23 protein-coding genes and 1 tRNA gene are annotated in these 25,373 nt (G+C 70.7%); 10 read left to right on the top strand and 14 right to left on the bottom strand.

From position 1 onward, the window contains the following. Window positions 1-8: 8 nt before the first annotated feature. From prmC to HQK15_RS09460, 4 genes are all read right to left on the bottom strand, one after another. Entirely contained in the window at window positions 9-860 is an 852-nt protein-coding gene (gene prmC, locus HQK15_RS09475; protein WP_367649127.1) for a peptide chain release factor N(5)-glutamine methyltransferase, read from the bottom strand. A gap of 4 nt (window positions 861-864) precedes the next feature. Further along, the gene (gene prfA / locus HQK15_RS09470; RefSeq protein WP_173491231.1) at window positions 865-1,944 is read right to left on the bottom strand and encodes a peptide chain release factor 1; all 1,080 of its coding nucleotides are present in this window, start codon (window positions 1,942-1,944) and stop codon (window positions 865-867) included. An 86-nt stretch (window positions 1,945-2,030) separates the two neighbouring features. Then, window positions 2,031-2,237, bottom strand: coding sequence for a 50S ribosomal protein L31 (gene rpmE, locus HQK15_RS09465; RefSeq protein ID WP_173491230.1), 207 nt, complete (start codon window positions 2,235-2,237; stop codon window positions 2,031-2,033). Window positions 2,238-2,389: 152 nt separating this feature from the next. Then, entirely contained in the window at window positions 2,390-2,875 is a 486-nt protein-coding gene (locus tag HQK15_RS09460) for a glutathione peroxidase (RefSeq protein WP_173491229.1), read from the bottom strand. 171 nt (window positions 2,876-3,046) lie between these two features. Here HQK15_RS09460 and HQK15_RS09455 point away from each other — a divergent pair, with 171 nt between their 5' ends. Then, complete coding sequence (locus HQK15_RS09455) at window positions 3,047-3,220, top strand: DUF1059 domain-containing protein (RefSeq protein WP_173491228.1); 174 nt, start codon at window positions 3,047-3,049, stop codon at window positions 3,218-3,220. A gap of 10 nt (window positions 3,221-3,230) precedes the next feature. Next, window positions 3,231-4,343, top strand: a complete 1,113-nt coding sequence (locus HQK15_RS09450; protein ID WP_173491227.1) for an EAL domain-containing protein — start codon at window positions 3,231-3,233, stop codon at window positions 4,341-4,343. Window positions 4,344-4,409: 66 nt separating this feature from the next. Here HQK15_RS09450 and rho read toward each other — a convergent pair whose 3' ends face one another. The 6 genes from rho to HQK15_RS09420 all read right to left on the bottom strand — a co-directional run bounded on the left by rho (window position 4,410) and on the right by HQK15_RS09420 (window position 12,350). Continuing rightward, window positions 4,410-6,440: a transcription termination factor Rho gene (gene rho / locus HQK15_RS09445; protein WP_173491226.1), complete on the bottom strand. Its 2,031-nt coding sequence runs from the start codon at window positions 6,438-6,440 to the stop codon at window positions 4,410-4,412. 191 nt (window positions 6,441-6,631) lie between these two features. Then, entirely contained in the window at window positions 6,632-7,519 is an 888-nt protein-coding gene (thrB, locus tag HQK15_RS09440; protein ID WP_173491225.1) for a homoserine kinase, read from the bottom strand. Next, window positions 7,516-8,580: a threonine synthase gene (thrC, locus tag HQK15_RS09435; protein WP_173491224.1), complete on the bottom strand. Its 1,065-nt coding sequence runs from the start codon at window positions 8,578-8,580 to the stop codon at window positions 7,516-7,518. Before thrC ends, thrB begins: the two co-directional genes overlap by 4 nt. Continuing rightward, a complete protein-coding gene (locus HQK15_RS09430; protein ID WP_173491223.1) occupies window positions 8,580-9,899 on the bottom strand; it encodes a homoserine dehydrogenase in 1,320 nt (439 codons plus the stop codon). Before HQK15_RS09430 ends, thrC begins: the two co-directional genes overlap by 1 nt. 121 nt (window positions 9,900-10,020) lie before the next feature. Then, complete coding sequence (locus HQK15_RS09425) at window positions 10,021-11,385, bottom strand: MFS transporter (RefSeq protein ID WP_173491222.1); 1,365 nt, start codon at window positions 11,383-11,385, stop codon at window positions 10,021-10,023. Next, the gene (locus tag HQK15_RS09420) at window positions 11,382-12,350 is read right to left on the bottom strand and encodes a zinc-binding dehydrogenase (protein ID WP_173491221.1); all 969 of its coding nucleotides are present in this window, start codon (window positions 12,348-12,350) and stop codon (window positions 11,382-11,384) included. The genes HQK15_RS09425 and HQK15_RS09420 overlap by 4 nt, the downstream gene beginning before the upstream one ends. Window positions 12,351-12,466: 116 nt before the next feature. Here HQK15_RS09420 and HQK15_RS09415 point away from each other — a divergent pair, with 116 nt between their 5' ends. From HQK15_RS09415 to soxR, 3 genes are read left to right on the top strand one after another with little or no spacing between them, the layout of a single operon-like run. After that, window positions 12,467-13,168 (top strand): AzlC family ABC transporter permease, encoded by a 702-nt coding sequence (locus HQK15_RS09415; protein WP_367649126.1) that lies wholly within the window; start codon window positions 12,467-12,469, stop codon window positions 13,166-13,168. Continuing rightward, window positions 13,165-13,476 (top strand): AzlD domain-containing protein, encoded by a 312-nt coding sequence (locus HQK15_RS09410; protein ID WP_173491219.1) that lies wholly within the window; start codon window positions 13,165-13,167, stop codon window positions 13,474-13,476. Before HQK15_RS09415 ends, HQK15_RS09410 begins: the two co-directional genes overlap by 4 nt. Window positions 13,477-13,498: 22 nt before the next feature. Continuing rightward, window positions 13,499-13,945: a redox-sensitive transcriptional activator SoxR gene (gene soxR / locus HQK15_RS09405; RefSeq protein ID WP_173491218.1), complete on the top strand. Its 447-nt coding sequence runs from the start codon at window positions 13,499-13,501 to the stop codon at window positions 13,943-13,945. 12 nt (window positions 13,946-13,957) lie between these two features. Here the strand turns inward: soxR and HQK15_RS09400 are convergent, their stop codons facing one another. From HQK15_RS09400 to HQK15_RS09385, 4 genes are all read right to left on the bottom strand, one after another. Next, the gene (locus HQK15_RS09400; RefSeq protein WP_173491217.1) at window positions 13,958-14,455 is read right to left on the bottom strand and encodes a hypothetical protein; all 498 of its coding nucleotides are present in this window, start codon (window positions 14,453-14,455) and stop codon (window positions 13,958-13,960) included. Window positions 14,456-14,667: 212 nt separating this feature from the next. Next, window positions 14,668-16,062, bottom strand: a complete 1,395-nt coding sequence (gene lysA / locus HQK15_RS09395) for a diaminopimelate decarboxylase (protein WP_173491216.1) — start codon at window positions 16,060-16,062, stop codon at window positions 14,668-14,670. A gap of 3 nt (window positions 16,063-16,065) precedes the next feature. After that, window positions 16,066-17,730 carry an arginine--tRNA ligase gene (gene argS / locus HQK15_RS09390; protein ID WP_173491215.1) on the bottom strand — a complete coding sequence of 555 codons (1,665 nt, stop codon included), beginning with the start codon at window positions 17,728-17,730 and terminating at the stop codon, window positions 16,066-16,068. Between the two features lie 288 nt (window positions 17,731-18,018). After that, window positions 18,019-18,423, bottom strand: a complete 405-nt coding sequence (locus tag HQK15_RS09385) for a response regulator (RefSeq protein ID WP_173491214.1) — start codon at window positions 18,421-18,423, stop codon at window positions 18,019-18,021. 53 nt (window positions 18,424-18,476) lie between these two features. On the opposite strand from HQK15_RS09385, the gene HQK15_RS09380 reads away from it, so the two are divergent. The 5 genes from HQK15_RS09380 (at window position 18,477) to HQK15_RS09360 (ending at window position 25,371) form a co-directional block, all read left to right on the top strand. Then, window positions 18,477-18,548 (top strand) — tRNA-Arg (locus HQK15_RS09380). A gap of 67 nt (window positions 18,549-18,615) precedes the next feature. Then, on the top strand, window positions 18,616-19,755 hold the full coding sequence (locus tag HQK15_RS09375; protein ID WP_173491213.1) for a N(5)-(carboxyethyl)ornithine synthase: 1,140 nt from the start codon (window positions 18,616-18,618) through the stop codon (window positions 19,753-19,755). Window positions 19,756-19,833: 78 nt separating this feature from the next. Next, window positions 19,834-20,283, top strand: a complete 450-nt coding sequence (locus HQK15_RS09370) for an OsmC family peroxiredoxin (protein ID WP_173491212.1) — start codon at window positions 19,834-19,836, stop codon at window positions 20,281-20,283. A 62-nt stretch (window positions 20,284-20,345) separates the two neighbouring features. Next, window positions 20,346-21,389, top strand: a complete 1,044-nt coding sequence (locus tag HQK15_RS09365; RefSeq protein WP_173491211.1) for a winged helix DNA-binding domain-containing protein — start codon at window positions 20,346-20,348, stop codon at window positions 21,387-21,389. 133 nt (window positions 21,390-21,522) lie between these two features. Next, window positions 21,523-25,371, top strand: a complete 3,849-nt coding sequence (locus tag HQK15_RS09360; protein WP_173491210.1) for a multifunctional oxoglutarate decarboxylase/oxoglutarate dehydrogenase thiamine pyrophosphate-binding subunit/dihydrolipoyllysine-residue succinyltransferase subunit — start codon at window positions 21,523-21,525, stop codon at window positions 25,369-25,371. The last annotated feature ends 2 nt before the right edge of the window (window positions 25,372-25,373 follow it).

The raw sequence follows: 25,373 nt of genomic DNA, 5'->3' as shown, positions 1-25,373 counted from the left end.
GTCAGAGCCTAGCGGCGCGGCTTGGTGGCAGTGACGAAGCGGGGACGGTCGGCGAGGTCCCGGTGATCGCGCACGTCGGCCCACCGCGGGGTGAACACGGCCGGAGCGGACTCGCCCTGGGCGTCGGCATGCTCGGCTCCCACGACTCCCCCGGGCTTCAGCAGCCGCCAGGCGACCTGGTCGACGACGCGCATCGCGTCGAGACCGTCGTCGCCCGACCACAGCGCGAGCGCGGGGTCGTGGTCGCGGGCCTCCGGAGCGACGCTCTCCCACGCGTCGAGCGGGATGTAGGGCGGGTTGGCCACGACGACGTCGACCTGACCGTCGAGGTCACCGAAGGCCTCGGCCATGTCGCCGAGGCGCAGATCGACACCCGTGCCGACGAGGTTGCGCTGCGCCCACTCGTAGGCGGGCTCGTCGAGCTCGACCGCGTGGACCTGCGCTCCGGGCACCTCGTGGACGACCGACAACGAGATCGCTCCCGCCCCGGCGCACAGCTCGACGACGACCGGCGTGTCGATCGCCTGCGCGTGCTCGATCGCCCAGCCCGCCAACAGCTCGGTCTCGGGGCGCGGCACGAAGACGCCCGGTCCCACCTCGACGTCGACGTAGCGGAACGCGGCCGAGCCGGTGAGGTGCTGCAGCGGGACGCGCGAGGCGCGGGCCGCGACGAGCGCCTGGAAGGTCTGCACTTGGAGGCCGTGGGGACGGGCGCTGCCCAGCAGCATCATGCGCGGCACGCCGGTCACGTGGCTCAGCAGCACCTCGGCGTCGTGGCGGGGGGAGGACACTCCCCCGGCCTCGAGATCGGTCGTCGCCTGCTCGAGCAGCCGCTCGGCCTGCGACCGTACGCCCGTCACGCGGTCACGAGCCGGACTCGACCGACGCCAGACGCTCCGCGAGCTCGGCGTCGACCAAGGACTTGATGACGTCGTCGAGGGCGCCATCCATGACCTGGTCGAGGTTGTAGGCCTTGAAGCCCGTGCGGTGGTCGGACAGGCGGTTCTCGGGGAAGTTGTAGGTGCGGATGCGCTCGGAGCGGTCGACCGTGCGGATCTGCGACTTGCGGACGTCGGACGCCTCGGCGTCGGCCGCGGCCTGGGCGGCGTCGAGGAGGCGGGACCGCAGGATGCGCATCGCCTGCTCCTTGTTCTGCAGCTGGCTCTTCTCGTTCTGGCAGCTGGCCACGATGCCGGTCGGGACGTGCGTGATGCGCACGGCCGAGTCGGTCGTGTTGACGCTCTGGCCGCCGGGGCCCGACGAGCGGTAGACGTCGATGCGCAGGTCGCTGTCGTGGATCTCGACGTCGATGTCCTCGGCCTCGGCCAGCACCAGGACGCCCGCGGCGGACGTGTGGATGCGACCCTGCGACTCGGTGATCGGGACGCGCTGCACCCGGTGCACGCCGCCCTCGAACTTCAGCAGGGCGTGCGGCGCCTCGCCCGGCTCGGGGGTGCCCTTGGCCTTGACGGCCATCGTGACGGACTTGAAGCCGCCGAGCGCCGACTCGGTGGCGTCGATGATCTCGGTCTTCCAGCCACGCTGCTCGGCGTAGCGGGAGTACATCCGCTGCAGGTCGCCGGCGAACAGGGCCGACTCCTCGCCACCCTCGCCGCCCTTGATCTCCATGATGATGTCCTTGGCGTCGGCCGGGTCGCGCGGGACGAGCAGCCGCTGCAGCCGCTCGGACAGCTCGTGCAGGCGGGGCTCCAGCGTCTCGATCTCGGCGGCGAACGAGGCGTCCTCGGACGCGAGCTCGCGCGCGGCCTCGAGGTCGTCAGTGACCTGCTGGAAGTCGTGGAACGTCTTCACGATCGCGGTCAGCTCGGCGTAGCGCTGCCCCAGCTTCTTGGCCAGCCCCGGGTCGGAGTGCACGGCCGGGTCGGCCATGCGCTGCTCGAGCTCGGCGTGCTCGGCGACGAGGGTCTCGACTGCCTCGAACATCTGGTGGCTCCTGGATCTGCGTGGGGGGACGACGAACGACAGCGCCGACCCGTGCCCGAGGGGCAGGGGTCGGCGCTGGCAGGTCGCTACTTCTTGGCGTAACGCTTCTCGAAGCGAGCCACGCGGCCGCCGGTGTCGAGGATCTTCTGCTTGCCGGTGTAGAACGGGTGGCAGGCCGAGCACACGTCAGCGCGCAGGACGCCCTCGGGCGCCGTGCTCTTGGTCGTGAACGAGTTGCCGCAGGTGCAGGTCACCTGGGTCTCGACGTAGTCGGGGTGAACGTTCTTCTTCATGGTGTCCTCTCGGCGGTCGCTGGGTCGTATCGCCTGTTGCGATCCGTGAACCAGAACCAAGGATTGATTGTGCCAGTTGGCACCCGTTACAAGGAAATCGGGGTCGTGGATATTCCCTCGCCCCGCCCCGTCCTCGGTGGCTCTGCCACCGCTCAGCCCTGGGGAAGCAGCTTCTCGATGTCGCCCTTGATCTTCTCGGGCTTGGTCGCCGAGCCGTAGCGCTTGACGACGTTGCCCTCGGCGTCGATCAGGAACTTGGTGAAGTTCCACTTGATCTTCGACGGGCCGAGGCCGCCCTTCTCCTGCTTGAGCCACTTGTAGAGCGGGTGCGCTCCGTCGCCGTTGACCTCGATCTCGGAGAACAGCGGGAACGTGACACCGAAGTTCTTCTCGCAGAAGGTCGCGGTGCCCTCGTCGCCGTCGGGGTTCTGGTGCCCGAACTGGTCGCACGGGAAGCCCAGGACGACGAGGCCGCGGTCGACATACGCCTTGTAGACCTCCTCCAACCCCTTGAACTGGGGGGTGAAGCCGCACTGCGTGGCGGTGTTGACGACGAGCAGCACCTTGCCCTTGTAGTCGGCGAGGAGGCGCTCGGTGCCATCGATGGCGGTGGCGGAGAAGTCGTATGCGGTGGTCATGCAGCCAGCCTAGGGTGCGGCGACGACGAGGACCATCCGAAAGTCGGGGACCGGGCTTCGTCATTTGCCCGCACGGCAGAGCAGAACTGCCCTACTCTGGGGCCCATTCGGGCTCGCGACCAGCAGGGTCAGTCACGAGGAGCGACGCCCGCCGGATTGGGAGGTCCGACCATGAAGACATTCGCGTGTGGAGACGTCGTTCCCGACTGCGAGGCCAGCTGGGTCTGCTCGACCGAGGACGACATCCTCGCCCACGTCGCTGCCCACGCGGTGGCCGACCACGGGCTGGTCGAGGTGTCGGCCGATCTCGTGTCGGCCGTGCGCGCCCACATCGTCACTGTCTGAGCTCGTCACCATGACGAGCACCCCCGACGACGTCGGCCCGGTGGCACGACGCATGACGCTCACCGATCCCCCGCCGCGGCCCGAGGCCGCGGCCGGCGCAGGTACGGACGGCTCGGTCGGCTACCTGCCGATCCTCGACGTCGCCCGCGGCACCGCGGCCGGCTACCAGGCCGTGCCGATGCCCGGGGCGTCCACGGACGACGACCGCGCCCTCCGGGCGACCCGTCTGCTCAGGACGGCCCTGTCGGCCCACGGCTCGCTGCCGACCAACACCTTCATCTCGATCCCGGTGCCGCTCGACCTCGTCGGAGACGCCGCCGTGCTGGCCGCGCTGCGCGACCACGGCGATCTCGCCGGCATCATCCTCGACATCACCGACTTCTCCCCCGACGTCGTCGGGTCGGTCGACCCGGCCCTGGACGAGCACCGGTCCCGCGGGGCACGGATCTCGGTCGGCGGTCGCGACACCGCACAGCCGGAGCTGGGCAGCATCATCCGCCTTCGGCCGTCGATCGTGCGGCTCGGACGGGCGTGGGTCAGCGGGCTCGACGAGTCGGCGGCCAAGCGCGCGGCGATCGAGGTCACCGGACGTCTCGCGGCCCAGCTCGACGCCTGGATCCTGGCCGAGACCGTCGGGACTGCCGCCGAGCTGCGGACCCTGTCGGAGCTCGGCGTCCCACTGGCGCAGGGGCCGTTCATCGGTGACGCACGGTCGGTGTGGCCCGAGATCCGGCTGCCGGCGCGTACGGCACTGCCGACCTGGACCTCCGCGAGCGACGGCGTCCTGCGCTCCCTCGTGCAGCAGGCCTACACGACCCGCAACCTCGCTGCGGCCAGGAGCGTCCTGCCCGACGCGTCGGGGTTCGAGACCGTGGTCGTGATCGACGACGCCGACCATCCCGTCTCGCTGCTCGAGCGGGGAACTTTCGGACGCTGGGAGGCCGCCGACATCATGACGGTCAACATCGACACGCCGGCCGCCGACGCCGTCGCCCGGGCGATGGCCCGTCCGCGCGCCGTGCGGTTCCTGCCCCTGGTCTGCACCGACGCCGCAGGGCGCTTCGTGGGCATCCTGCGCATCGAGGACCTCGTCGCGCACCTGTCGGCCCTCGGGGCGGGCTGACCGCGCTGCCGGACGACGAAGGGGCGCACCCGGTCACCCGGATGCGCCCCTGTCACCGATGGTGGATCAGCTGCCGTTGGCGGCTGCACCCTCCTGCGGGAGCGTCTTGTTGATGCCGAGGAGGAACTCGCCGTTGGTCGGCGTCTTCTTCAGCTTGTCGAGGATGAGCTCGAGACCCTGCTGGCTCTCCAGGCCCGAGAGCACCCGACGCAGCTTCCAGACCACGCTGAGCTCGTCCTGGCCCATGAGCAGCTCCTCACGGCGCGTGCTCGAGGCGTCGACGTCGACCGCGGGGAAGATGCGCTTGTCGGCGAGGTCGCGGCGCAGGCGCAGCTCCCAGTTGCCGGTGCCCTTGAACTCCTCGAAGATGACCTCGTCCATGCGCGACCCGGTCTCGACCAGTGCGGTCGCGAGGATGGTCAGCGAGCCGCCGTCCTCGATGTTGCGGGCCGCACCGAAGAACTTCTTCGGCGGGTAGAGCGCAGACGAGTCGACGCCACCGGACATGATGCGTCCGGACGTCGGCGCGGCGAGGTTGTAGGCACGGCCCAGGCGGGTGATGCCGTCGAGCAGGAGCACGACGTCGTGGCCCAGCTCGACGAGTCGCTTGGCGCGCTCGATCGCGAGCTCGGCGACCATCGTGTGATCGGTCGCCGGGCGGTCGAAGGTCGAGGAGATGACCTCGCCCTTGACGGTGCGCTGGAAGTCGGTGACCTCCTCCGGACGCTCGTCGACGAGGACGATCATCAGGTGGCACTCGGGGTTGTTGGTCGTGATCGCGTTGGCGATCTGCTGCATGATCATCGTCTTGCCGGCCTTGGGCGGCGAGACGATGAGGCCGCGCTGTCCCTTGCCGATCGGCGAGACGAGGTCGATGACGCGACCGGTGAGTCCGCCGGCCTCGCTCTCAAGGCGCAGACGCTCCGACGGGTAGAGCGGCGTCAGCTTGGAGAACTCGACGCGCTTGGTCGCCTCCTCGAGGGCCATCCCGTTGACCGAGTCGATCTTGACCATCGGGTTGAACTTCTCCTTGCGCTCGCCCTCACGGGGCTGACGCACCTGGCCGACCACGGCGTCGCCGCGACGCAGGCCCCACTTGCGGACCATGGAGAGCGACACGTAGACGTCGTTCTCGCTCGGCAGGTAGCCCGTGGTCCGGACGAAGGCGTAGTTGTCGAGGATGTCGAGGATGCCGGCGGCCGGCACCAGGACGTCGTCCTCGGTGTAGGACGTGTCGACGTCCATGCTGCCGCGGCCGCCCGCACCGTTGCGGTTGCGACCGCGACGGTTGCGACGGCGACCACCGGTCTCGTCGTCCTCGTCGGTCGCGGCGCTGCCCTGGTTGTTCTGCGCGTTCTGGTTGCCCTGGGTGTTCTGCGCGTTCTGGGCGTTCTGCTGGTTGTTCTGGTTGGCGTTCTGGTTGCGGTTCTGGTTGCGGCCCTGGTTGTTGCCGCCGCCGTTGCCCTGGTTGCCGTTCTGGTTGCGGTTGTTGTCGCCACCGTTCTGGCCCCGGCCCCGGCCGCGTCCGCGTCCGGTGTCACCGTCGTCGTCCTTGGACTCGTCGGCGGCGCTGTCGTTCCTGGCGCCCTGGCCCTTGGCGGACTCGTTCTTGCCCGAGTCGCTCTTGGCCGACTCGTTCTTGCCCGAGTCGCTCTTGGCCGACTCGCTCTTGGCCGACTCGTCCTTGGCGTCGGCCTGGTCGCCGGCGGCGTCTTCCTTCTTGGCGGCCTTGGCACGCGAGGCGCGGGTCGGTCGCTGGGCCTTGGCCGGCGCCTCCTCGGCAGTCTCGGTCGCGGCCGGCTCGTTCTTGCTCGGCGGCACGATCACCGGCGCAGCGTCGGCGGTGTCGACGACGGCGGGGCCCGAAGCGGCCTTGACGGCCGCCTTCGTGGACGTGCCGGCGTCGCCGCGGGCGATCTTGATGGCGTCGATGAGGGCGCCCTTGCGCATCTTCTCGGCACCTGCGATGCCCAGGTCGGCCGCGATCTCCTGCAGCTCGGCGAGGACCTTGCCGCCCAGGCTTCCCCCGGTCTTCTTGGGGGCGGCCGCAGCGGTCGAGGACGCAGAGGCATCAGGCGTCGTGGAGGTTTCAGTCACGTAGGTTCCTTAGGATGAGGCCACAAGGCCAGTGGTCCGGAAGGCCGGATCGCAGAAAGGCTTGCCCGTATCCGACGGGCGGCTTGAGTGGCACTGCTCACTTGCTGTCACTGTCGGGGAGATGAACTCGACTCCGACTCAATCACCATAACACCATCGGGGCACCCGTCATTCCCGTTGGGTTCATCTGCTCAGACGGTGTCGCGGACGACCTCGGCGCCGGTCTGGTCGACGGTCAGCTCGTGCGCGGCCCAGCCGGACGGAGCGCGATCAGCGACCCCCCGGGCGAACGCCAGGACGGTGGGTCCGGCGCCCGAGATGATCGTCGGGACCCCGTCGACGCGCAGCTGGCGGAGCAGCTTGTAGGAGTCGGGCATCGCCTCGGACCGATAGCCCTGGTGGATCCAGTCCTCGGTCGCCGAGATCAGGCGGTGGGGGGCACCGGTCAGGGCAGCCACGAGCAGCGCCGCGCGCCCGGCGTTGCGGGCGGCGTCGGCGTGGGGCACGGTCTCGGGCAGGAGCCCGCGGGCCTTCTTGGTCGACACCGCGGCCGGCGGCACGAACACCGTGACCTCGACATCGGTGGCCAGGCGCTCGACCTCGGCGGCCGCGCCGTCGATCCACGCGATCGTCAGACCGCCGAAGAAGGCCGCCGCGACGTTGTCGGGGTGCCCCTCCAGGTCGACCGAGAGCTGATAGGCGGCCGCGTCGTCGAGGAGGTCGTCGCCGCCGTCGACCAGCGCACGGGCCAGCACGATGCCGCCGACGATGGCCGCGGCGGACGAGCCGAGCCCGCGACCGTGGGGGACGCGGTTGTCGCACGTCAGCCGGAGACCCGACGGGCGACCGCCCAGCAGGTCGAACGCCGCGTGCATGGCCTCGACGACCAGGTGCGTCTCGTCGAGCGGCACACCGTCCTGGCCCTCGCCTGTCACGTGGATCTCGAGACCGGAGTCGATGACCTCGGCGGTGATCGTGTCGTGCAGCGAGAGCGCGAGCCCGAGCGCGTCGAACCCGGGCCCCAGGTTGGCGCTCGAGGCCGGCACCCTGACGGTGACCGCGCCGTCGACGAACGTCACAGCAGGCCCGCGGCCTCGGCCGCGGCGTCGACGTCCGCCTCGATGATCGCGTCGACCAGGGCGCCGGCACCCGACAGCGCGGTGTCGATGTCCTTGAGGCCGTGACCGGTGACGGTGACGGCGATCGTCTGGCCTGCCTCGACCTCGCCGGCCGCGGCCGCCTCGAGGAGCCCGGCGACACCGGCGGCAGAGGCCGGCTCGACGAAGATGCCGTCGTGCGAGGCGAGGTCACGCTGTGCCTGCAGGATCTGGGCGTCGCTGACCGAGCCGATGCGGCCGCCGGAGGTGTCGCGGGCCTCGGTCGCGAGGTGCCACGACGCGGGGTTGCCGATGCGGATCGCGGTCGCGATCGTCTCGGGGTGCGGGATCGGCGCGCCCTGGACGATGGGGTCGGAGCCCTTCGCCTGAAAGCCCCACATCTGGGGCGTCTTCTGGGCGAGGCCGGCCTCGGCGTACTCGCGGTAACCCAGCCAGTAGGCCGAGATGTTGCCGGCGTTGCCGACCGGCAGGACGTGCAGGTCGGGTGCCACGCCCAGGGCGTCGACGATCTCGAAGGAGCCCGTCTTCTGGCCCTGCAGGCGGACGGGGTTGACCGAGTTGACGAGCGCGACCGGGTACTTGTCGGCGAGCGCGCGCGACAGCTGCAGGCACTCGTCGAAGCCGCCCTTGACCTGGATGACCTCGGCGCCGTGCATGACGGCCTGGGCCATCTTGCCCGCGGCGATCTTGCCGTGCGGCACCAGCACGATCGGCGTCAGGCCGGCCTTGGCGGCGTAGGCCGTCATCGACGCCGACGTGTTGCCCGTCGAGGCGCAGACCACGGCCTTGGCGCCCTCGCCGACGGCCACCGACACGGCGGCCGTCATGCCGCGGTCCTTGAACGAGCCGGTCGGGTTGTTGCCCTCGACCTTGACCCACACGTCACCACGCACGATGCCCGACAACCACGCGGAGTGGACGAGCGGCGTGCCGCCCTCCCCCAGCGTGATGACGGGGGTCTCGGCCGTGACGGGGAGCCACTCGCGGTACTCCTCGATGACGCCTCTCCACAGGTGTGCCATCAGAATCCTCCCTCGACGCGCATCACGGACGTCACGTCGCGCACCATGTCGAGCCCGCGCAACGAGGCGACCGTGGCGGACAGCGCCGCGTCCTCGGCCTCGTGGGTCACGATGACGAGCTGGGCGTCGGACCCGCTGCCCTCCTGGCGGACGGTCTTGATCGAGACGCCGTAGTCGGCGAAGGCGCTGGCGACCGATGCCAGGACGCCCGCGCGGTCGTCGACGTCGATCGACACGTGGTAGCGCGTGCGGGCCCGTCCCATGTCGAGCACCTCGAGCTGCGCGTGGGTCGACTCGCCGGGGCCGAAAACGTCGCTGCGGCGGTTGCGGGCGACCGAGACGACGTCGCCCAGCACGGCACTCGCGGTGGGCGCCCCGCCGGCTCCGGGACCGTAGAACATCAGCTGGCCGGCGGACTCGCTCTCGACGAACACCGCGTTGTAGGCGCCGCGGACGCTGGCCAACGGGTGCGACAGCGGGATCATCGCGGGGTGCACCCGGGCGGAGACGGCCGGCCCGTCGGGCGTCTCGTGCTTCTCGCAGATCGCGAGCAGCTTGACGACGCAGCCCATCTCGTCGGCGGATCGCACGTCGGCCGCGGTGACGTCGGTGATGCCCTCACGGTGCACGTCACCGATCGTCACGCGGGTGTGGAAGGCCAGACCGGCGAGGATCGCGGCCTTGGAGGCGGCGTCGAAGCCCTCGATGTCGGCCGTGGGATCGGCCTCCGCGTAGCCGAGGCGCTGGGCCTCGTCGAGCGCCTCGGAGAAGCCCTGCCCCGTGGTCGTCATCGCGTCGAGGATGAAGTTGGTGGTGCCGTTGACGATGCCCAGCACCCGCTGCACCCGGTCGCCGGCCAGCGACTCGCGCAACGGACGGACGATCGGGATGGCGCCGGCCACGGCAGCCTCGAAGTAGAGGTCGCGCTCGGCCTTGTGGGCCGCCTCGAACAGCGTCGCGCCGTCCTCGGCCAGGAGCGCCTTGTTGGCCGTGACGACCGAGGCACCGTTCTCGAGTGCCGCCAGGATCAGCTCACGGGCAGGCTCGATGCCACCGATGACCTCGATCACGACGTCGATGTCGCCGCGCGACACGAGCCCGGCGGCGTCCGTGGTGAAGAGGTCGGCCGGCAGGTCGAGGTCGCGATCGCGACCCAGACGGCGGACGGCGATGCCGGCCAGCTCGAGCGGCGCGCCGACGCGCTGGGCGAGCTCGTCGGCGTCGCGCGTGAGCAGACGGGCGACTTCCGTGCCGACGACTCCGCAGCCCAGCAGGGCGACACGGAGCGGGCGACCGGGGGACCACGAAGAAGCGCTCACCGCACAAGGGTATCGGCGGACGCGATCGTCCGGGCCACTCCCCTTCCCGGTGGACAGACCGCGCACGCCGCCACGACGGGAGACCAGGGCCCGATGTCGCCGGGGCGACCTCTCCCCGTCCTCACCGGTCCGGCCGCACACGGGGGACGACCCGGAGCGACATCGCGACCGCCGCCGCGCCGACGGCGGCCGCGATCGCGAGCACCAGCACGTACGCGAGCATCTCGTCGACCGTCAGCGTCACGGCGAACACGACGCTGCCGAGCGCGAGCACGAGCGACTGCGAGACCGCGTCGCTCGTCTGCATGCCGGCACTGTTGGCGCCCTGCTCCCCGGGCTCGGAGTGGTCGAGCAGCAGGACGCCGAGCGTCGATGCCGCCATCCCCATCCCGAAGCCTCCGACGGCCCAGACACCGGCGACGACCGCGATCGGCACGGGCTCGAGCAACGTCAGGAATCCTGCGCCGATGCCGATCAGCACGCACACCGATCCCAGGCGGACCCGCAGCGGCTTGGACGACAACGCGGCCACGTGGGCCGCGGGCCACGACCCGGCAAACCACAGCACGGCCGCACCGGTCAGGAGCAGACCCGCGTGGGCCACACTCATCCCCCGGTGCTCGACGAGGGACAGCGGGACATAGGTCTCGGCACCGAAGAATCCCGCACTCAGCAGGCTTCGTGTCGCGACGACGCTGGGAAGGCCACGTCGCCCCTGCCACGTGCCTGCGGGCAGGAGGCGGGTCGCGAACACCACGGCGGCCCCGAGCGACCCCACGAGCACGAGCGGCCACCACGGGACGTCACGCTGACCGGCCAGGCTGACGCCCAGCACCCCGCCCGCGACCACGACGGCCCACCCCACCCGGCGGCGGTCGACCTCCACGGCCCGATCGCCCTCGATCGCGTCGAGGGCCGCCCGGACGAGGGCCAGCGACGCCACGGCGACGACAGGGACTCCGAGGAAGACCCAGCGCCAGCCCACGAGATCGGCGATCGATCCGGCGACGAACGGCCCGACCAGCGCCGGCAGCACCCACGCACTCGTCATGACCGTGAACACCCGGGCCCGCATGTCCTCGCGGAAGGTCTGACCGATCACGACGTACAGGCCGACCCCCACGAAGCCCATGCCGAGACCTTGCACGGCGCGACCGACCAGGAAGACGAGCATGCTCGGCGCCAGGCCCGCCACCAGCAGGCCGACCACGAACACCGCGACACCGGCGCGCAGCCCTCGTCCCGGCCCGCCGCGATCCATGAGCGGTCCGGCCAGCGTCATCGAGACGATGCCGACAGCGATCGGCGCTGCGAACGACAACGCGTACAGGCCGAGTCCGTCGAGCTCGTCGGCGACGAGAGGCATGACGGTGGCGACGGCCAGCGACTCGAACGCGACGAGGAACGCCAGCGAGAAGATGCCGATCACGACCCGCCCGTGCGGGCCGGTCCACAACCGCTCGGCGCCCGGGACGACGGCGGTCACAGGAACGTGTCGGGGATCAGGACGACCTTGCCGTGCGTCTGACGCGCCTCCAGGGCGCGGTGGGCGTCGGCCGCGTCGGACAGGGCGAACCGGGAGCCCACGAGCGGGACGCGACTGCCGTCAGCCGCGCGGGCCAGTGCTTCCTCCTCGGCCGCACGCAGTCCACCCGGGCGTCCGTCCATCCAGTCGGGTCCCAGCGGTGAGGCCATCGAGCGGTCCGGATCGCCGTAGTCGCCCGGGTCGGCGGCCGTGTAGTTGACCAGGGTCCCGCCCGGCGCGAGCAGGTCGTACGCCAGCAACGACGTGCGACCGCCGACGCCGTCCAGGACCACGGTCGCCCCCGTGGCGCCCAGCGCTCGGCGCACCTGGTCGTCCCACCCGTCCTGCCGGTAGTCCACGACGACGTCGACGCCCAGCGCGCGGACCACCTCGAGCTTGTCGGGTCCACCGGCCAGCCCGACGACGGTGGCGCCGGCGTGCAGTCCCGCGCGCACCAGCATGGCTCCGAGACCGCCCGACGCCGCCGTCACGACGACCACGTCGTCAGCACCGAGGCCGACGTGGTCGAGCACCCCGACGGCGGTGCGGCCGGTGCCGATCGCCGCGACAGCCGTGTCGAGCGGCATCGGGTCGGGCACCCGGTGAAGGCGGGTCCAGGGCGCAACGGCCTGCGAGGCGTACCCGCCGCCGGTCAGACCCAGGTGCGTCACGACGCGTCGGCCCAGCCAGGCGTCGTCGACGCCGGCACCCACGGCGTCGACGACTCCGGCGACCTCCCGACCCGGCACGGTCGGCAGGTCGGCCAGGACGAAGAACTCACCCCTGCGGATGAACGTGTCGACGAGGTGGACGCCGACCGCCTGGACGGCCAGCCGCACCTGACCCTCACCCGCCTCCAGGTCGTCCAGCTCCTCGTGACGCAGGACCTCCGGTCCGCCGAGCTCGTGCTGCCTGATCGCGTGCATGGTTCTCCTTCGTGGTCGATGTAGGGACCACTCCACAACCTCAAGTCATGTTCAGGTCAAGTCGGCGTGACGGAGGTCGCTTCGACGCCGCCGCCCCCAGGTGCGAGGGTGGATCAGTGCCCCGCCACCCCGACCCGACCGGTCCCGATCGGACCGCCTCCCTCCGGGCCGGGTTCCGGGCGGCACTCCCCTACGCCGCCGTGGGCTTCCTGCTCTCGATGTCGTTCGGCATCTTCGCCCGCGACGCCGGCTTCTCGGCCGTCGCCGTCGTCGTCATGTCGGCGATCGTCTTCGCCGGCTCGGCCCAGTTCGCCGCAGTCACGATCCTCGCGTCGGGCGGCACCGCAGGGGCAGCCGTCGCTGCCGCGGCGCTGATGAACTCCCGCTTCCTGCCCATGGGCATCGCGATCGGGCCGTCGATGCCCGGACGGGCGCCCTGGCGGGCCGCGCAGGGCCAGGCCATCGTCGACGCGTCGTGGGCGATGGCCAACCGCGGCGACGGCACGTTCGACCGATGGTTCCTGTTCGGCTCCACGGCGCCGCAGTACGTCAGCTGGGTCGCCGGCGGCCTGCTCGGGGCGCTCGGCGGCGACGTGTTCGGCGACACCTCCCGGCTGGGCCTCGACGCCATCTATCCGACGTTCTTCCTCGCCCTGGTCATCGCCGAGGTCAAGGACCGCACGACCCTCGCCGTCGCCGTCGCCGGCGGGCTCGTGGCGCTGGCGCTCGTGCAGGTCGCCCCGGCGGGCGTCCCCGTGCTCGCCGCGAGCCTCGTGGCCCTGTGGGGCCTGCGCCGCCGTCCGGAGGAGGCAGCATGACGGCCACCATCTGGTGGACGATCGCCGGCTGCGCCGTCGTCACCGCCGTGATCAAGGGCGTCGGGCCGGTGGCGCTGGGCGGACGCGAGATCCCGGCGCGGATGACGGGAGTGATCACCCTCATGGCACCTGCCTTGCTGGCGGCCCTGGTGCTGACCAGCACGTTCGCCGTGCGGGACGAGTGGCACGTCGGCGCCCACACCGTCGGCGTGGCAGTCGGTGGCGTCATCCTCGTGCGTCGCGGACCGCTCGTCCTCGCCGTCGCCGCAGCCGTCGGTGTCACAGCGCTGCTGCGGGCACTGACCTGAGACCTCATCTATGGTTGAGGTCATGGCGACGAAGCATCCCGACCTCACCCCGGGCGAGGTCGCTCACCGCTCAGGCGTCGCGGTCTCGGCGCTGCACTTCTACGAGCGTGAAGGCCTGATCACGTCTCGTCGCACGGCCGGCAACCAACGCCGCTACCACCGCGACGTACTGCGCCGGATCGCGTTCGTCCGGGTGTCCCAGGGCCTCGGCATCTCGCTGGCGGTCATCCGGGAGGCTTTGTCGACCCTGCCGGACGACCGGGTGCCGACCAAGGCCGACTGGTCCAGGCTCTCGCGGGGGTGGCGCAGCGACCTGGACGCCCGCATCGACCACCTGCAACGCCTGCGGGACGACCTCGACGGGTGCATCGGGTGCGGGTGCCTGTCGCTGAAGAGCTGCGCCCTCTACAACACCGACGACGTGCTCGGGACCGGCGGCTCCGGCCCCCGACGGCTCCAGCGCCGGTGAGGGCCGCCAGCACTACGGCTTGAAGGTGGGCGGCAGCTTGGTCGGCGGCTTGACCGGCTTGAGCGTCGGCTGGGGCTGGAACTGGTCGGGGTCGACGGGATCAGGCTGCACGACGTCGGGGTCGACCGGTTCGGGCGCCAGGTCGTCGGGGTCGACCTGCACCGTCCCGCCGCCGGCGCCCTGGCCGTCGTCGGCCTCCTCCCCCGGGCCGCCGTCCGGCCCGAGGTCCTCCAGCGGGGCATCGCCCGGCGCCGGCGTCGCGGCTCCCGCGCCTCCCTGGTCCTGCTCGTCCGATGCCGGGTCCTCGCTCGGATCGGCCGTCGCGGACGACGTCGGGTCGTCCGAGACGTCGTCCTCGGCATCGGCGCCGCCCGAGGTCAGGAAGAAGACCGCGGCCGCCACGACGGCCACGACGGCCAGCGCGACCACGACCAGCAGTCTCGTTCGGGGCGGGCGCCGACCGGGATCGGGCTCGATCTCCTGCGTGGGGTCGAGGTCGTACGCGGACATGGGAGTCTCCTTCGGCGTCCCGGAAGGGACACCGCCGAATCTAGGCGGCGCACACCGACCGCACAGGTGGGGAAATCCCTGAACTTCGCGCGCTCGCCACGACCGACACGGTCACCGGGCGGCTCAGCCCGCCAAGCTGGTCGCCAGGTTGATCGTCGTCGCGACGACCACCATCACCGCGAACCGAGCCACCTGACGGTGGGTCACGACCCTCAGCCGATGTCGAGCGCGAGGAGGTCGTCCTCGGTCTCGCGCCGCAGGATGACCCGCGCCTCACCGTCACGGACCGCCACGACGGCGGCGCGCGGCACGTGGTTGTAGTTGCTGGCCAACGAGCGGCAGTAGGCGCCGGTGCCGGGCACCGCGATCAGGTCGCCCGCCGTCACGTCGCCGGGCAGGAACTCGTCCTTGACCACGATGTCGCCTGACTCGCAGTGCTTGCCGACCACGCGGCTCAGCACCGCCGGCGCCTCCGACGTGCGCGACGCGAGCGTGCAGGAGTAGTCGGCGCCGTACAGCGCCGGACGGATGTTGTCGCTCATGCCGCCGTCGACCGAGACGTAGCGACGCGCGGCACCGCCGTCGAGCGCCACGGTCTTGGTCGTGCCGACCTCGTAGAGCGTGAACGTCGACGGGCCGGCGATCGCGCGCCCGGGCTCGATCGACAGGTGCGGCACCGCGATGCCCATCGCGGCACACTCGTCGTCGACGATCTTGAGCATGCCGCGGGCCAGGTCTGCGGCCGACGACGGATCGTCCTGGGTCGTGTAGGCGATGCCGAAGCCGCCACCGAGGTCGAACTCGGGCATCGCGACGCCGAGCTCCTTCTCGACCTCGGCGTGCAGGCGCAGCACCCGTCGGGCCGCGACCTCGAAGCCGTCGGTCACGAAGATCTGCGACCCGATGTGCGAGTGGAGGCCCCGCAGGTCGAGACCCGGCTCCGCCATGACCCGCCGCACGGCGTCGAGGGCGTCGCCGCCGCTGATCGAGAAGCCGAACTTCTGGTCCTCGTGCGAGGTCGAGATGTACTCGTGCGTGTGGGCCTCGACGCCGGCGGTCACGCGGATCATGACCGGCGCGGTGACGCCGAGCTCGGCGGTCAGGTCACGCAGGCGCGCGATCTCCTCGACGGAGTCGATGATGATGCGACCGACCCCGACCTCCAGCGCCCGGCGCAGCTCGGCGACCGACTTGTTGTTGCCGTGCAGGCCGATGCGCGCGGGCGGGAACTCCGCCTTGAGCGCGACGGCGAGCTCTCCCCCGGTGCAGACGTCGAGGTTGAGTCCCTCGTCGGCGATCCAGCGGGCCGCGGCGACGCACAGGAACGCCTTGCCCGCGTAGTAGACGTCGGCCCCGGCGAACGCCTCCTTGAAGCCACGCGCACGACGCCGGAAGTCGTCCTCGTCGACGACGTACGTGGGCGTGCCGAACTGCTCGGCGAGGTCGGCGACCGACTCGCCGGCGACGGTCAGGACCCCGTCGATCTTCGACACGCCGTCGGACCACAGGTGCCCGACGAGCTGGTTGGGGTCCTCGGGGTTCTTGAGCCAGGCGGGACCGCGGTCGCCGGCCTGCCCGTGCAGGGCACCGGCCTCGTGGGAGCGCATCGACTACATCCTCTCCGGGGCGCTGACGCCGAGCAGGCCCAGGCCGTTGGCGATGACCTGGCGCGTCGCCGCCACCAGCATGAGCCGGGCCCGGTGCAGGTCTGACGGCTCCTCGTCGCCCTTGGGCAGCACGTGGGCGACGTCGTAGAACTTGTGGAACGCCGCCGCGGTGTCCTCGAGGTAGCGCGCGACCCGGTGCGGCTCGCGCAGCTCGGCAGCGCGGGCGACCACGTGCGGGTAGTCGGCGAGCGAGCGCAGCAGCGCGCCCTCCTGGTCGACCACCAGCAGGGACGGGTCGAACGTCGCCTCGTCGATCACGACGCCCAGGTCGACCGCGTTGCGGATGATCGACGAGAGGCGGGCGTGGGCGTACTGGACGTAGTAGACCGGGTTGTCGCTCGTCTGCTTGGCCCACAGGTCGAGGTCGAGGTCGATCGTGGAGTCGGTGGAGTAGCGGGCCAGCGCGTAGCGGGCGGCGTCGACGCCGATCGCCTCGACGAGGTCCTCGAGCGTCAGCACGGTGCCGGCTCGCTTGCTCATGCGCAGCGGCTGCCCGTCGCGGACGAGGTTGACCAGCTGGCCGATGAGCAGCTCGAGGTTGACCTTGGGGGTGTCGCCGAACGCGGCGCACATCGCCATCATCCGCGACACGTAGCCGTGGTGGTCGGCGCCCAGCATGATGAGGCAGCGGTCGAAGCCCCGCTCGCGCTTGTCGAGGTAGTAGGCCAGGTCGCCGGAGATGTAGGCCGGCTGGCCGTCGGACTTGATGACGACACGGTCCTTGTCGTCGCCGAACTCCGAGGTCTTGAGCCACGTCGCGTCGTCCTGCTCGTACATCATGCCGAGCTCGCGCAGGCGGGCGATCGCACGATCGACGGCGCCCGACTCGTGCAGGTCGTTCTCGTGGAAGTAGACGTCGAAGTCGACCCCGAAGTCGTGCAGGCTCTGCTTGATCTCGGTGAACATCAGGTCGACGCCCTCGGCACGGAACGTCTCGAGCGCCTCGGCGTCGGGCAGCGTCGCCGCGTCGGGGTGCTTCGCCAGGACGGTCTGGGCGATGTCGTGGATGTACTGGCCGCCGTAGCCGTCCTCGGGGGCGTCCTCGCCGCGGGCGTCGGCCAGCAGGGACCGCGCGAAGCGGTCGATCTGCACGCCGTGGTCGTTGAAGTAGTACTCGCGGGTGACGTCGGCACCGATCGCGGTGAGGATCCGGCCGAGCGAGTCACCGACCGCCGCCCAGCGCACGCCGCCGATGTGGATCGGTCCCGTGGGGTTGGCGCTGACGAACTCGAGGTTGACCTTCTGACCGGCGTAGAGGTCGCTCGTGCCGTACGCCGCACCGGCCGCGACGATCTGCGGCGCCAGCGCGCCCTGGGCACCGGCGTCGACGCGGATGTTGAGGAAGCCGGGGCCCGCGATCTCGGCGCTGGCGATGCCGTCGGCACCGGCCAGTCGGTCGGCCAGCAGCTGCGCGAACTCACGCGGGTTCATGCCAGCCTTCTTGCCCAGCTGCAGCGCGATGTTGGTCGCGTAGTCGCCGTGGTCCTTGACCTTGGGGCGTTCGACGACGACCTCGGACGGAACGCCGTCCGGCAAGGTGATGTCGCCCGCGGCGGTGAGGCCCGTCAGAGCCTCGACGATGGTGGCGGAGAGCTGGTCAGGAGTCACCCGCCCAGACTATCGGCCCGGCGAACCGTGCCCGGACATGGACGACCCGCAGGGCTGGGGCCGAAGCCCCTGGTCGAGCGGACACACTCGACGCCCTGCGGGTCGGATGACTGCGGGTATTCGCCGTCACCGGTCCAGTTGATTGCTGAACTGGGGTCCGCGACTAGCGGACAGCCACCTCACAAGTCCAAGACGAATACATTCTTGGGACCACCTCCTCTCCGTGTGCTGAAAACGGTACGTCCGGCAGGACGAGGTTTCAAGAGACAGCGTGTTCTCGTGACGTGGTCACGAGACACCGTCGTCCTGCCCCCGGCCGGACAGCCGGGCGATCACGTCGCGCACCGTCAGGATGAGGAAGTCCGGGTCGAAGGGCTTCGTGACGTACGCGTCGACGCCGGCCTGGTTGGCCCGCTGGATGTCGGCGGGGTGTCCCTGCGTGGTCACCATGATGATCGCGATGTGGCGGAGCCGGGGGTCGGCCCGGATCGCCGTGACGGTCGCCATGCCGTCGAGACGGGGCATCATCACGTCGACCGTGAGGGCGTCGGGCAGGGTCTCCATGCGCCGCAGGACGTCGAGGCAGTCCACCCCGTCGACCGCTTCGTCGACCTCGAATCCGGCCAGCTCCATGTTGGTCCGGATGAGGAAGCGGATCGAGGGGGTGTCGTCGACGACGAGCACTCTGGGCATGCGCACCACGGTAGTCGCCGTGGGGTAGGCTCACACCGCAGTTGGCCGCATTGGCCCCCGTAGCTCAGGGGATAGAGCGCCGCCCTCCGGAGGCGGAAGCGCAGGTTCGAATCCTGCCGGGGGCGCCCTCCTCTCGAGGAGCCGACGCCGGAGCAGCCGATTCCCTGTGGAACACCCAGCTCTGGAGTCCGCATGGACCAGCTCACCCTCGGCGTCATCGCCCGCACGGCCAAGGAGAACGAGCGCCGGCTGCCGATCCACCCGCGCCATCTCGAGCGCCTGACCGACGCCGTCCGGCCGTCCGTCTTCCTGGAGGAGGGGTACGGCGAGGGCTTCGGCTACTCCGACGACGAGCTGCGCCCGCTGGTCGGCGGCATCCTCACCCGGGCCGAGCTGATCGCGGGCTGCGACGTCATCCTGCTGACCAAGCCCAGCGCAGCCGACCTGCTCGAGCTGCGCGAGGGCCAGACCCTCTGGGGCTGGCCGCACTGCGTCCAGGACGCTGCGCTGACGCAGGCTGCGATCGACCGTCGGCTGACCCTCGTGGCCTGGGAGGCCATGAACCACTGGAGCGGCGACGGCAACTTCCTGCTCCACGTGTTCCACAAGAACAACGAGCTCGCCGGCTACTGCTCGGTGCTGCACGGCATGGAGATCGCCGGCCTGACCGGCAACTACGGTCGCCGCCTGACGGCAGCGGTCATCGGCTTCGGGGCGACCGCCCGCGGCGCCGTGACGGCGCTCAGCGCCCACGGCATCCACGACGTCGACATCTTCACGCAGCGCGGCGTGGCCGCCGTGAGCGCGCCGATCCACTCCGCCCGCATCGTGCACTTCGACCCGGCCGCGTCACCGGCCGAGAGCCGCGCGTTCGTCGACCAGGAGTGGGTCCCGATGCCGGCGCTGCTCGCCGAGCACGACGTCATCGTCAACTGCGTGCTGCAGGACCCCAACTCCCCCATGTCGTTCCTCATGGACGCCGACCTGCCGACGCTGGCGTCCGGCACCCTGGTCGTCGACGTCTCGTGCGACGAGGGCATGGGGTTCGAGTGGGCCCGCCCGACGTCGTTCGACGACCCGACGTTCACGGTCGGCAACGGCGTGACCTACTACGCGGTCGACCACAGCCCGTCCTACCTGTGGAACTCCGCGACGTGGGAGATCAGCCAGGCGCTGCTGCCCTACGTCGCCAAGGTCCTCGCCGGGCCGACCTCGTGGGACGCCGACGAGACGATCCGTCGCGCGATCGAGATCCGCGAGGGCGTCATCCAGAACCCCGACATCCTCGCGTTCCAGAAGCGTTCGGCGGAGCACCCCCACCTCGTCCTCTGACGTCGGCGCAGCCCTGGTTGCGGTTTCAACTGTCCGCAGTAGCGTCGAGAGCACAGACATCGACGAGAGGACTTCAGCATGCCGACACGCACAGCCCGCACGGCCTGGGACGGCGGATTCGACGACGGATCCGGACAGGTCGAGCTCACCGACTCCGGCCTCGGCACGTTCGAGATGTCGTTCAAGAAGCGGTCGTCGGAGGACGGCGGAGGCGCGACCAACCCCGAGGAGCTCCTCGGCGCCGCGCACTCGTCCTGCTACACGATGCAGCTCACCGCGATCCTCGGCCAGAAGGGCGCGACGCCCATCTCGATCGAGACGACCGCGAAGGTGACGCTCGGCGAGGACCCGGACGACAAGGGCTTCAAGATCCACAAGATCGCCCTGACGGTCCGCGGCGAGGTCGAGGGCATCGACGACGCCGGCTTCCAGGCGGCCGCCGAGGACGCCAAGGTCAGCTGCCCGCTCAGCAAGGCCCTGGCGTCGGTTCCCGAGATCACGCTCGACGCCGCGCTCGAGACCGCCTAGACACCCCGTCGCCACCTGCCGCAGCCCGCCGATCCGTCGGCGGGCTGCGGCATGCTGGGGCCGTGAAGCCGACGATCCCCGGACGCCTGCACGCCCAGGGCCTCGACGCGCCGCGATTCGACTCCGCACGCGACGTCGTCCGGCACCTCGGCTGCGTGCAGTCCCAGCTGCACGACATGGCGCTGTGGTCCGTGGCCCGACGCACCCGCGACCTGACGCTCGCTGATCTGCAGGCGGCCTTCGCCCGCGGTGAGTTCTGGCGCACCCACGTCCTGCGACCGACCTGGCACTTCGTCGACCCCGACGACCTGCACTGGCTGCTGGCACTGACAGGCCCGCGCGTCGAGCGCCTGATCAGGTCGACCAACCGCACGATCGGCCTGACCGACGACGTCGTCGCGCGCGGGGTCACCGTCCTGCTGGAGGCACTGGCCGACGGCCGGGCCCACCCCCGCGCCGACCTGGCCGCCGCACTGGCGGCGTCCGGGCTCGACATCACCGGCCAGGCCGTCGCTCACGTGGTCATGCAGGCCGAGGTCGACGCGCTGGTCGTCAACGGCCCGATGCGCGGCAAGCAGCACACCTACCGGCTGCTCGGGCCGCGCAGCGTCCCCGGCCGTGACGACCTGCTGGCCGAGGTGGCCCGCCGCTATGCCCGCGGGCACGGCCCGTTCCGCGACCACGACCTCGCGTGGTGGACGAGCCTGACGCTCACCGAGAGCCGTCGCGCGATCGAGCTGGCGGAGCTCGCTCCGCTCGACGTCGACGGCGTCGCCCACTGGCGGCTCGACGAGCCCGTGGAGGCCGACGTGCCCGCCGCGTGGTTGCTCTCGAACTTCGACGAGTACGTCTCCTACGCCCGCGAGCCCGACGACTACGCGATGTTCGCCGGCACCGTGCACGACGTCATGCGCGGCAGCGGCCTGCTGATGGTCCGCGGGCGGCTCGCCGGCACCTGGACCCGCACCGTCGCGGCCAGGACCGTCCGCATCGACGTCACGTCCTCCACGCACGTGACCAAGAGCACGCTGCGGGCGATCGAGCAGGAGGCTGCGGCGTTCGGCCGGTTCGTCGACCGTGAGCCCGAGCTCGTGATCGGCGCCTGAGCCTCACTCTCGTCGGCCAAAACGGGCTCATCTGCGCCCGCGCCGTGGCACGGTGAGAGGGACACGGTCTCCGGGTCGAGCCTGCCTGCAGGTTGCTGGGACGCCGCGTTACCCTGTTAATCGACGTTTTCACATGCGCGCCAGCACACAATCGGAAGAGGCGATCGAGGCTGTGGCCGAGTCCTCACAAGACCATTCAACCCCTGATTTCGGCACCAACCAGTGGCTCGTCGAGGAGATGTACGAGCGCTACCAGGAGGACCCGTCGTCCGTAGACGCCACCTGGGTCTCGTTCTTCCAGACCGGTGACGGTGTCGGACTGGTCGGCGACGCCGCCGCTTCCAACGGTGCCGCCCCGGCCACGGCCGAGGCGCCTGCAGCCCCCGCCGCGGCTCCCGCGGCCTCGGCTGCTCCGGCCGCCGACACCGCGGCTCCCACGCCGCCGCCGACGTCTCCGGAGTCGACGCAGCCGCCGGCCCCCAAGACCACGCCGCCCACGGCGGCTCCTCCCGAGGAGAAGGCGCCCGACGCACCTGCTCCGGTGGCGCCCGTTCCCCCTGCGCCCCCGGCCGCTGCTGCGACCCCCGCCCCGGCCACCCCCGACGCCAAGGACGCGCCCCAGGCCGGCCCCGGCGAGGTGGAGCACCTGGTCCTGCGCGGCGCCGCGGCCCGCACCGTCGCCAACATGGACGCCAGCCTGCAGGTCCCGACCGCGACGAGCGTCCGGTCCGTGCCGGTCAAGCTGCTGTTCGACCAGCGCGTCGTCATCAACAACCACCTCGCCCGCGCTCGTGGCGGCAAGGTGTCGTTCACCCACCTCATCGGCTGGGCGATCGTCAAGGCCCTCAAGGCCATGCCGGAGATGAACACCGGCTTCGAGGTCGTGAACGGCAAGCCCAACCAGCTCAAGCCCGAGCACATCAACTTCGGTCTCGCGATCGACCTGAAGAAGCCCGACGGGTCCCGCACGCTGCTGGTGCCGTCGATCAAGGCCGCCGACACCATGACGTTCGCGGAGTTCTGGGCCGCCTACGAGACGATGGTCTCCAAGGCCCGCGACAACAAGCTCGCGGTCACCGACTTCCAGGGCACCACGGTCAGCCTGACCAACCCCGGCGGCATCGGCACCAACCACTCGATCCCCCGCCTCATGCAGGGCCAGGGCGTCATCATCGGCGTCGGCTCGATGGAGTACCCGCCGGAGTTCCAGGGTGCGTCCGACCACACGCTCGCCCAGATGGCGATCTCCAAGATGATGACGCTGACGTCGACCTACGACCACCGCGTCATCCAGGGCGCGCAGTCGGGCGAGTTCCTCAAGCGCATCCACGCCCTGCTGCTCGGCGAGGACGGCTTCTACGACGAGATCTTCCGCGCGCTGAAGATCCCCTACGAGCCCATCCGGTGGGCCCAGGACATCCCGGTCAGCCACGACGACGAGGTCCACAAGCAGGCCCGCGTCCTCGAGCTCATCCACGCGTTCCGGGTCCGCGGCCACCTCATGGCCGACACCAACCCGCTCGACAGCTCACCGCGCATGCACCCCGACCTCGACACCGCGTCGCACGGCCTCACCCTGTGGGACCTCGACCGCGAGTTCGCGACCGGCTCGTTCAAGAGCGAGAAGCGCTTCATGAAGCTGCGCGAGATCCTCGGCATCCTGCGCGACTCGTACGCCCGCACGATCGGCATCGAGTACATGCACATCCAGGAGCCGGCCGAGCGCGAGTGGTTCCAGGAGCGCATCGAGCGTCCGCACACCAAGCCGCCGCGCGAGGAGCAGCTGCGCATCCTGCAGAAGCTCAACCAGGCCGAGGCCTTCGAGACGTTCCTGCAGACCAAGTTCGTCGGTCAGAAGCGCTTCAGCCTCGAGGGCGGCGAGACCACGATCCCGTTCCTCGACGAGATCTGCGAGGCCGCAGCGGCCGACAAGCTCGACGAGGTCTGCATCGGCATGGCCCACCGCGGCCGCCTCAACGCGCTGGTCAACATCGCCGGCAAGCGCCCCAGCCAGGTCTTCCGTGAGTTCGAGGGCAACATCGACCCGCGCACCGTGCAGGGCTCCGGCGACGTCAAGTACCACCTGGGCGTCGAGGGCGAGTTCACCTCGGGCAACGGCGACAAGGTCAAGGTCTCGATCGCGGCCAACCCCTCGCACCTCGAGGTCGTCGACCCCGTGCTCGAGGGCATCACCCGGGCCAAGCAGGACCGGCTCAACCAGGGCGCGGCCTTCCCCGTGCTCCCGGTCCTCGTCCACGGTGACGCGGCGTTCGCCGGTCAGGGAGTCGTCGCCGAGACGCTCAACCTGTCGCAGCTGCGCGGCTACCGCACCGGCGGCACGATCCACCTGATCGTCAACAACCAGGTCGGCTTCACGACCTCGCCCTCGTCGTCGCGCTCGTCGACGTACTGCACCGACGTCGCCCGCATGATCCAGGCGCCGGTCTTCCACGTCAACGGCGACGACCCCGAGGCCTGCATCCGCGTGGCACAGCTGGCGTACGAGTACCGCCGCACGTTCCACAAGGACATCGTGATCGACCTCGTCTGCTACCGCCGTCGCGGTCACAACGAGGGCGACGACCCCAGCTTCACGCAGCCGCTGATGTACGACACGATCAACGCCAAGAAGTCGGTGCGCAAGCTCTACACCGAGGCGCTCGTCGGTCGTGGCGACATCACGCTGGAGGAGGCCGAGGTCGCCCTGAGCGACTACCAGGCCCAGCTCGAGCGCAACTTCGCCGAGGTCAAGGAGGCGGCAGCCGATCCCGGCTACACCCGCACCCCCGACTACCCCGACAAGCCCGAGCACGCCGGCGAGCTCGTCACCGCGATCACGCCCGAGACGATGAAGGCCATCGCCGACGCCTACACCAACGTGCCGGAGGGCTTCACGGTCCACCCGAAGGTGCTGCCTCAGCTGCAGCGCCGTGCGCAGTCGATCTCGGCCGGTCCGATCGACTGGGGCACCGGCGAGATCCTCGCGATGGGCTCCCTGCTGCTCGACGGGCGCCCCGTGCGCCTCGCCGGCCAGGACACCCGCCGTGGCACGTTCTCGTCGCGGTTCGCCACGATCATCGACCGCACGAATGCCGACGAGTGGACCCCGCTGTCGCACGTCGGTGACGAGCAGTCGACGTTCTACGTCTACGACTCGCTGCTGAGCGAGTACGCCGCCCTCGGCTTCGAGTACGGCTACTCGGTCGCACGGCCCGAGGCGCTCACGATGTGGGAGGCGCAGTTCGGCGACTTCGTCAACGGCGCCCAGTCCGTCATCGACGAGTACATCTCGGCCGGCGAGACCAAGTGGGGCCAGAAGTCGGGCGTCGTCCTGCTCCTGCCCCACGGCTACGAGGGACAGGGGCCCGACCACTCGTCGGCCCGCATCGAGCGCTTCCTCGACCTGTGCGCCGACGAGGCGATGACGGTGGCACAGCCGTCGACCCCCGCGTCGTACTTCCACCTGCTGCGCCGCCAGAACCTGGAGAGCGAGCACCGTCCGCTCATCGTCTTCACGCCGAAGTCGATGCTGCGCAGCAAGGCCGCGGCCTCCCAGCCCGACGACTTCACGACGGGCACGTTCCGTCCGGTCATCGGTGACGAGGTGGCCGATCCGTCCGCCGTCGAGCGCGTGCTCGTCTGCTCGGGCCGCATCACGTGGGACCTCATGGCGGAGCGGGAGAAGCGCGAGTCGGGCCATTCCCGCACCGCGATCGTCCGCCTCGAGCAGATCTACCCGCGTCCGCTGGCCGAGCTGACGGCCGAGCTCGCGAAGTACCCGAACGCCCGCGAGGTGCGCTGGGTGCAGGACGAGCCCGCCAACCAGGGTCCGTGGCCGCACGTCGCGCTGCACTTCACCGGCGAGCTCGAGGGGCTGCCGCTGCAGCGTGTCTCGCGTCCGGAGTCGTCGGCACCGTCGGTCGGCTCGCACAACCGTCACGTCGAGGAGCAGGCCACGCTCATGCAGCAGGCCTTCAGCTGATC

The sequence above is a fragment of the Aeromicrobium stalagmiti genome (assembly GCF_013283745.1).
Taxonomy (GTDB): Bacteria; Actinomycetota; Actinomycetes; order Propionibacteriales; family Nocardioidaceae; genus Aeromicrobium; species Aeromicrobium stalagmiti.
The sequence above is the reverse complement of the archived record's forward strand: the minus strand, read 5'-3'. Positions and strand labels throughout refer to the sequence as shown.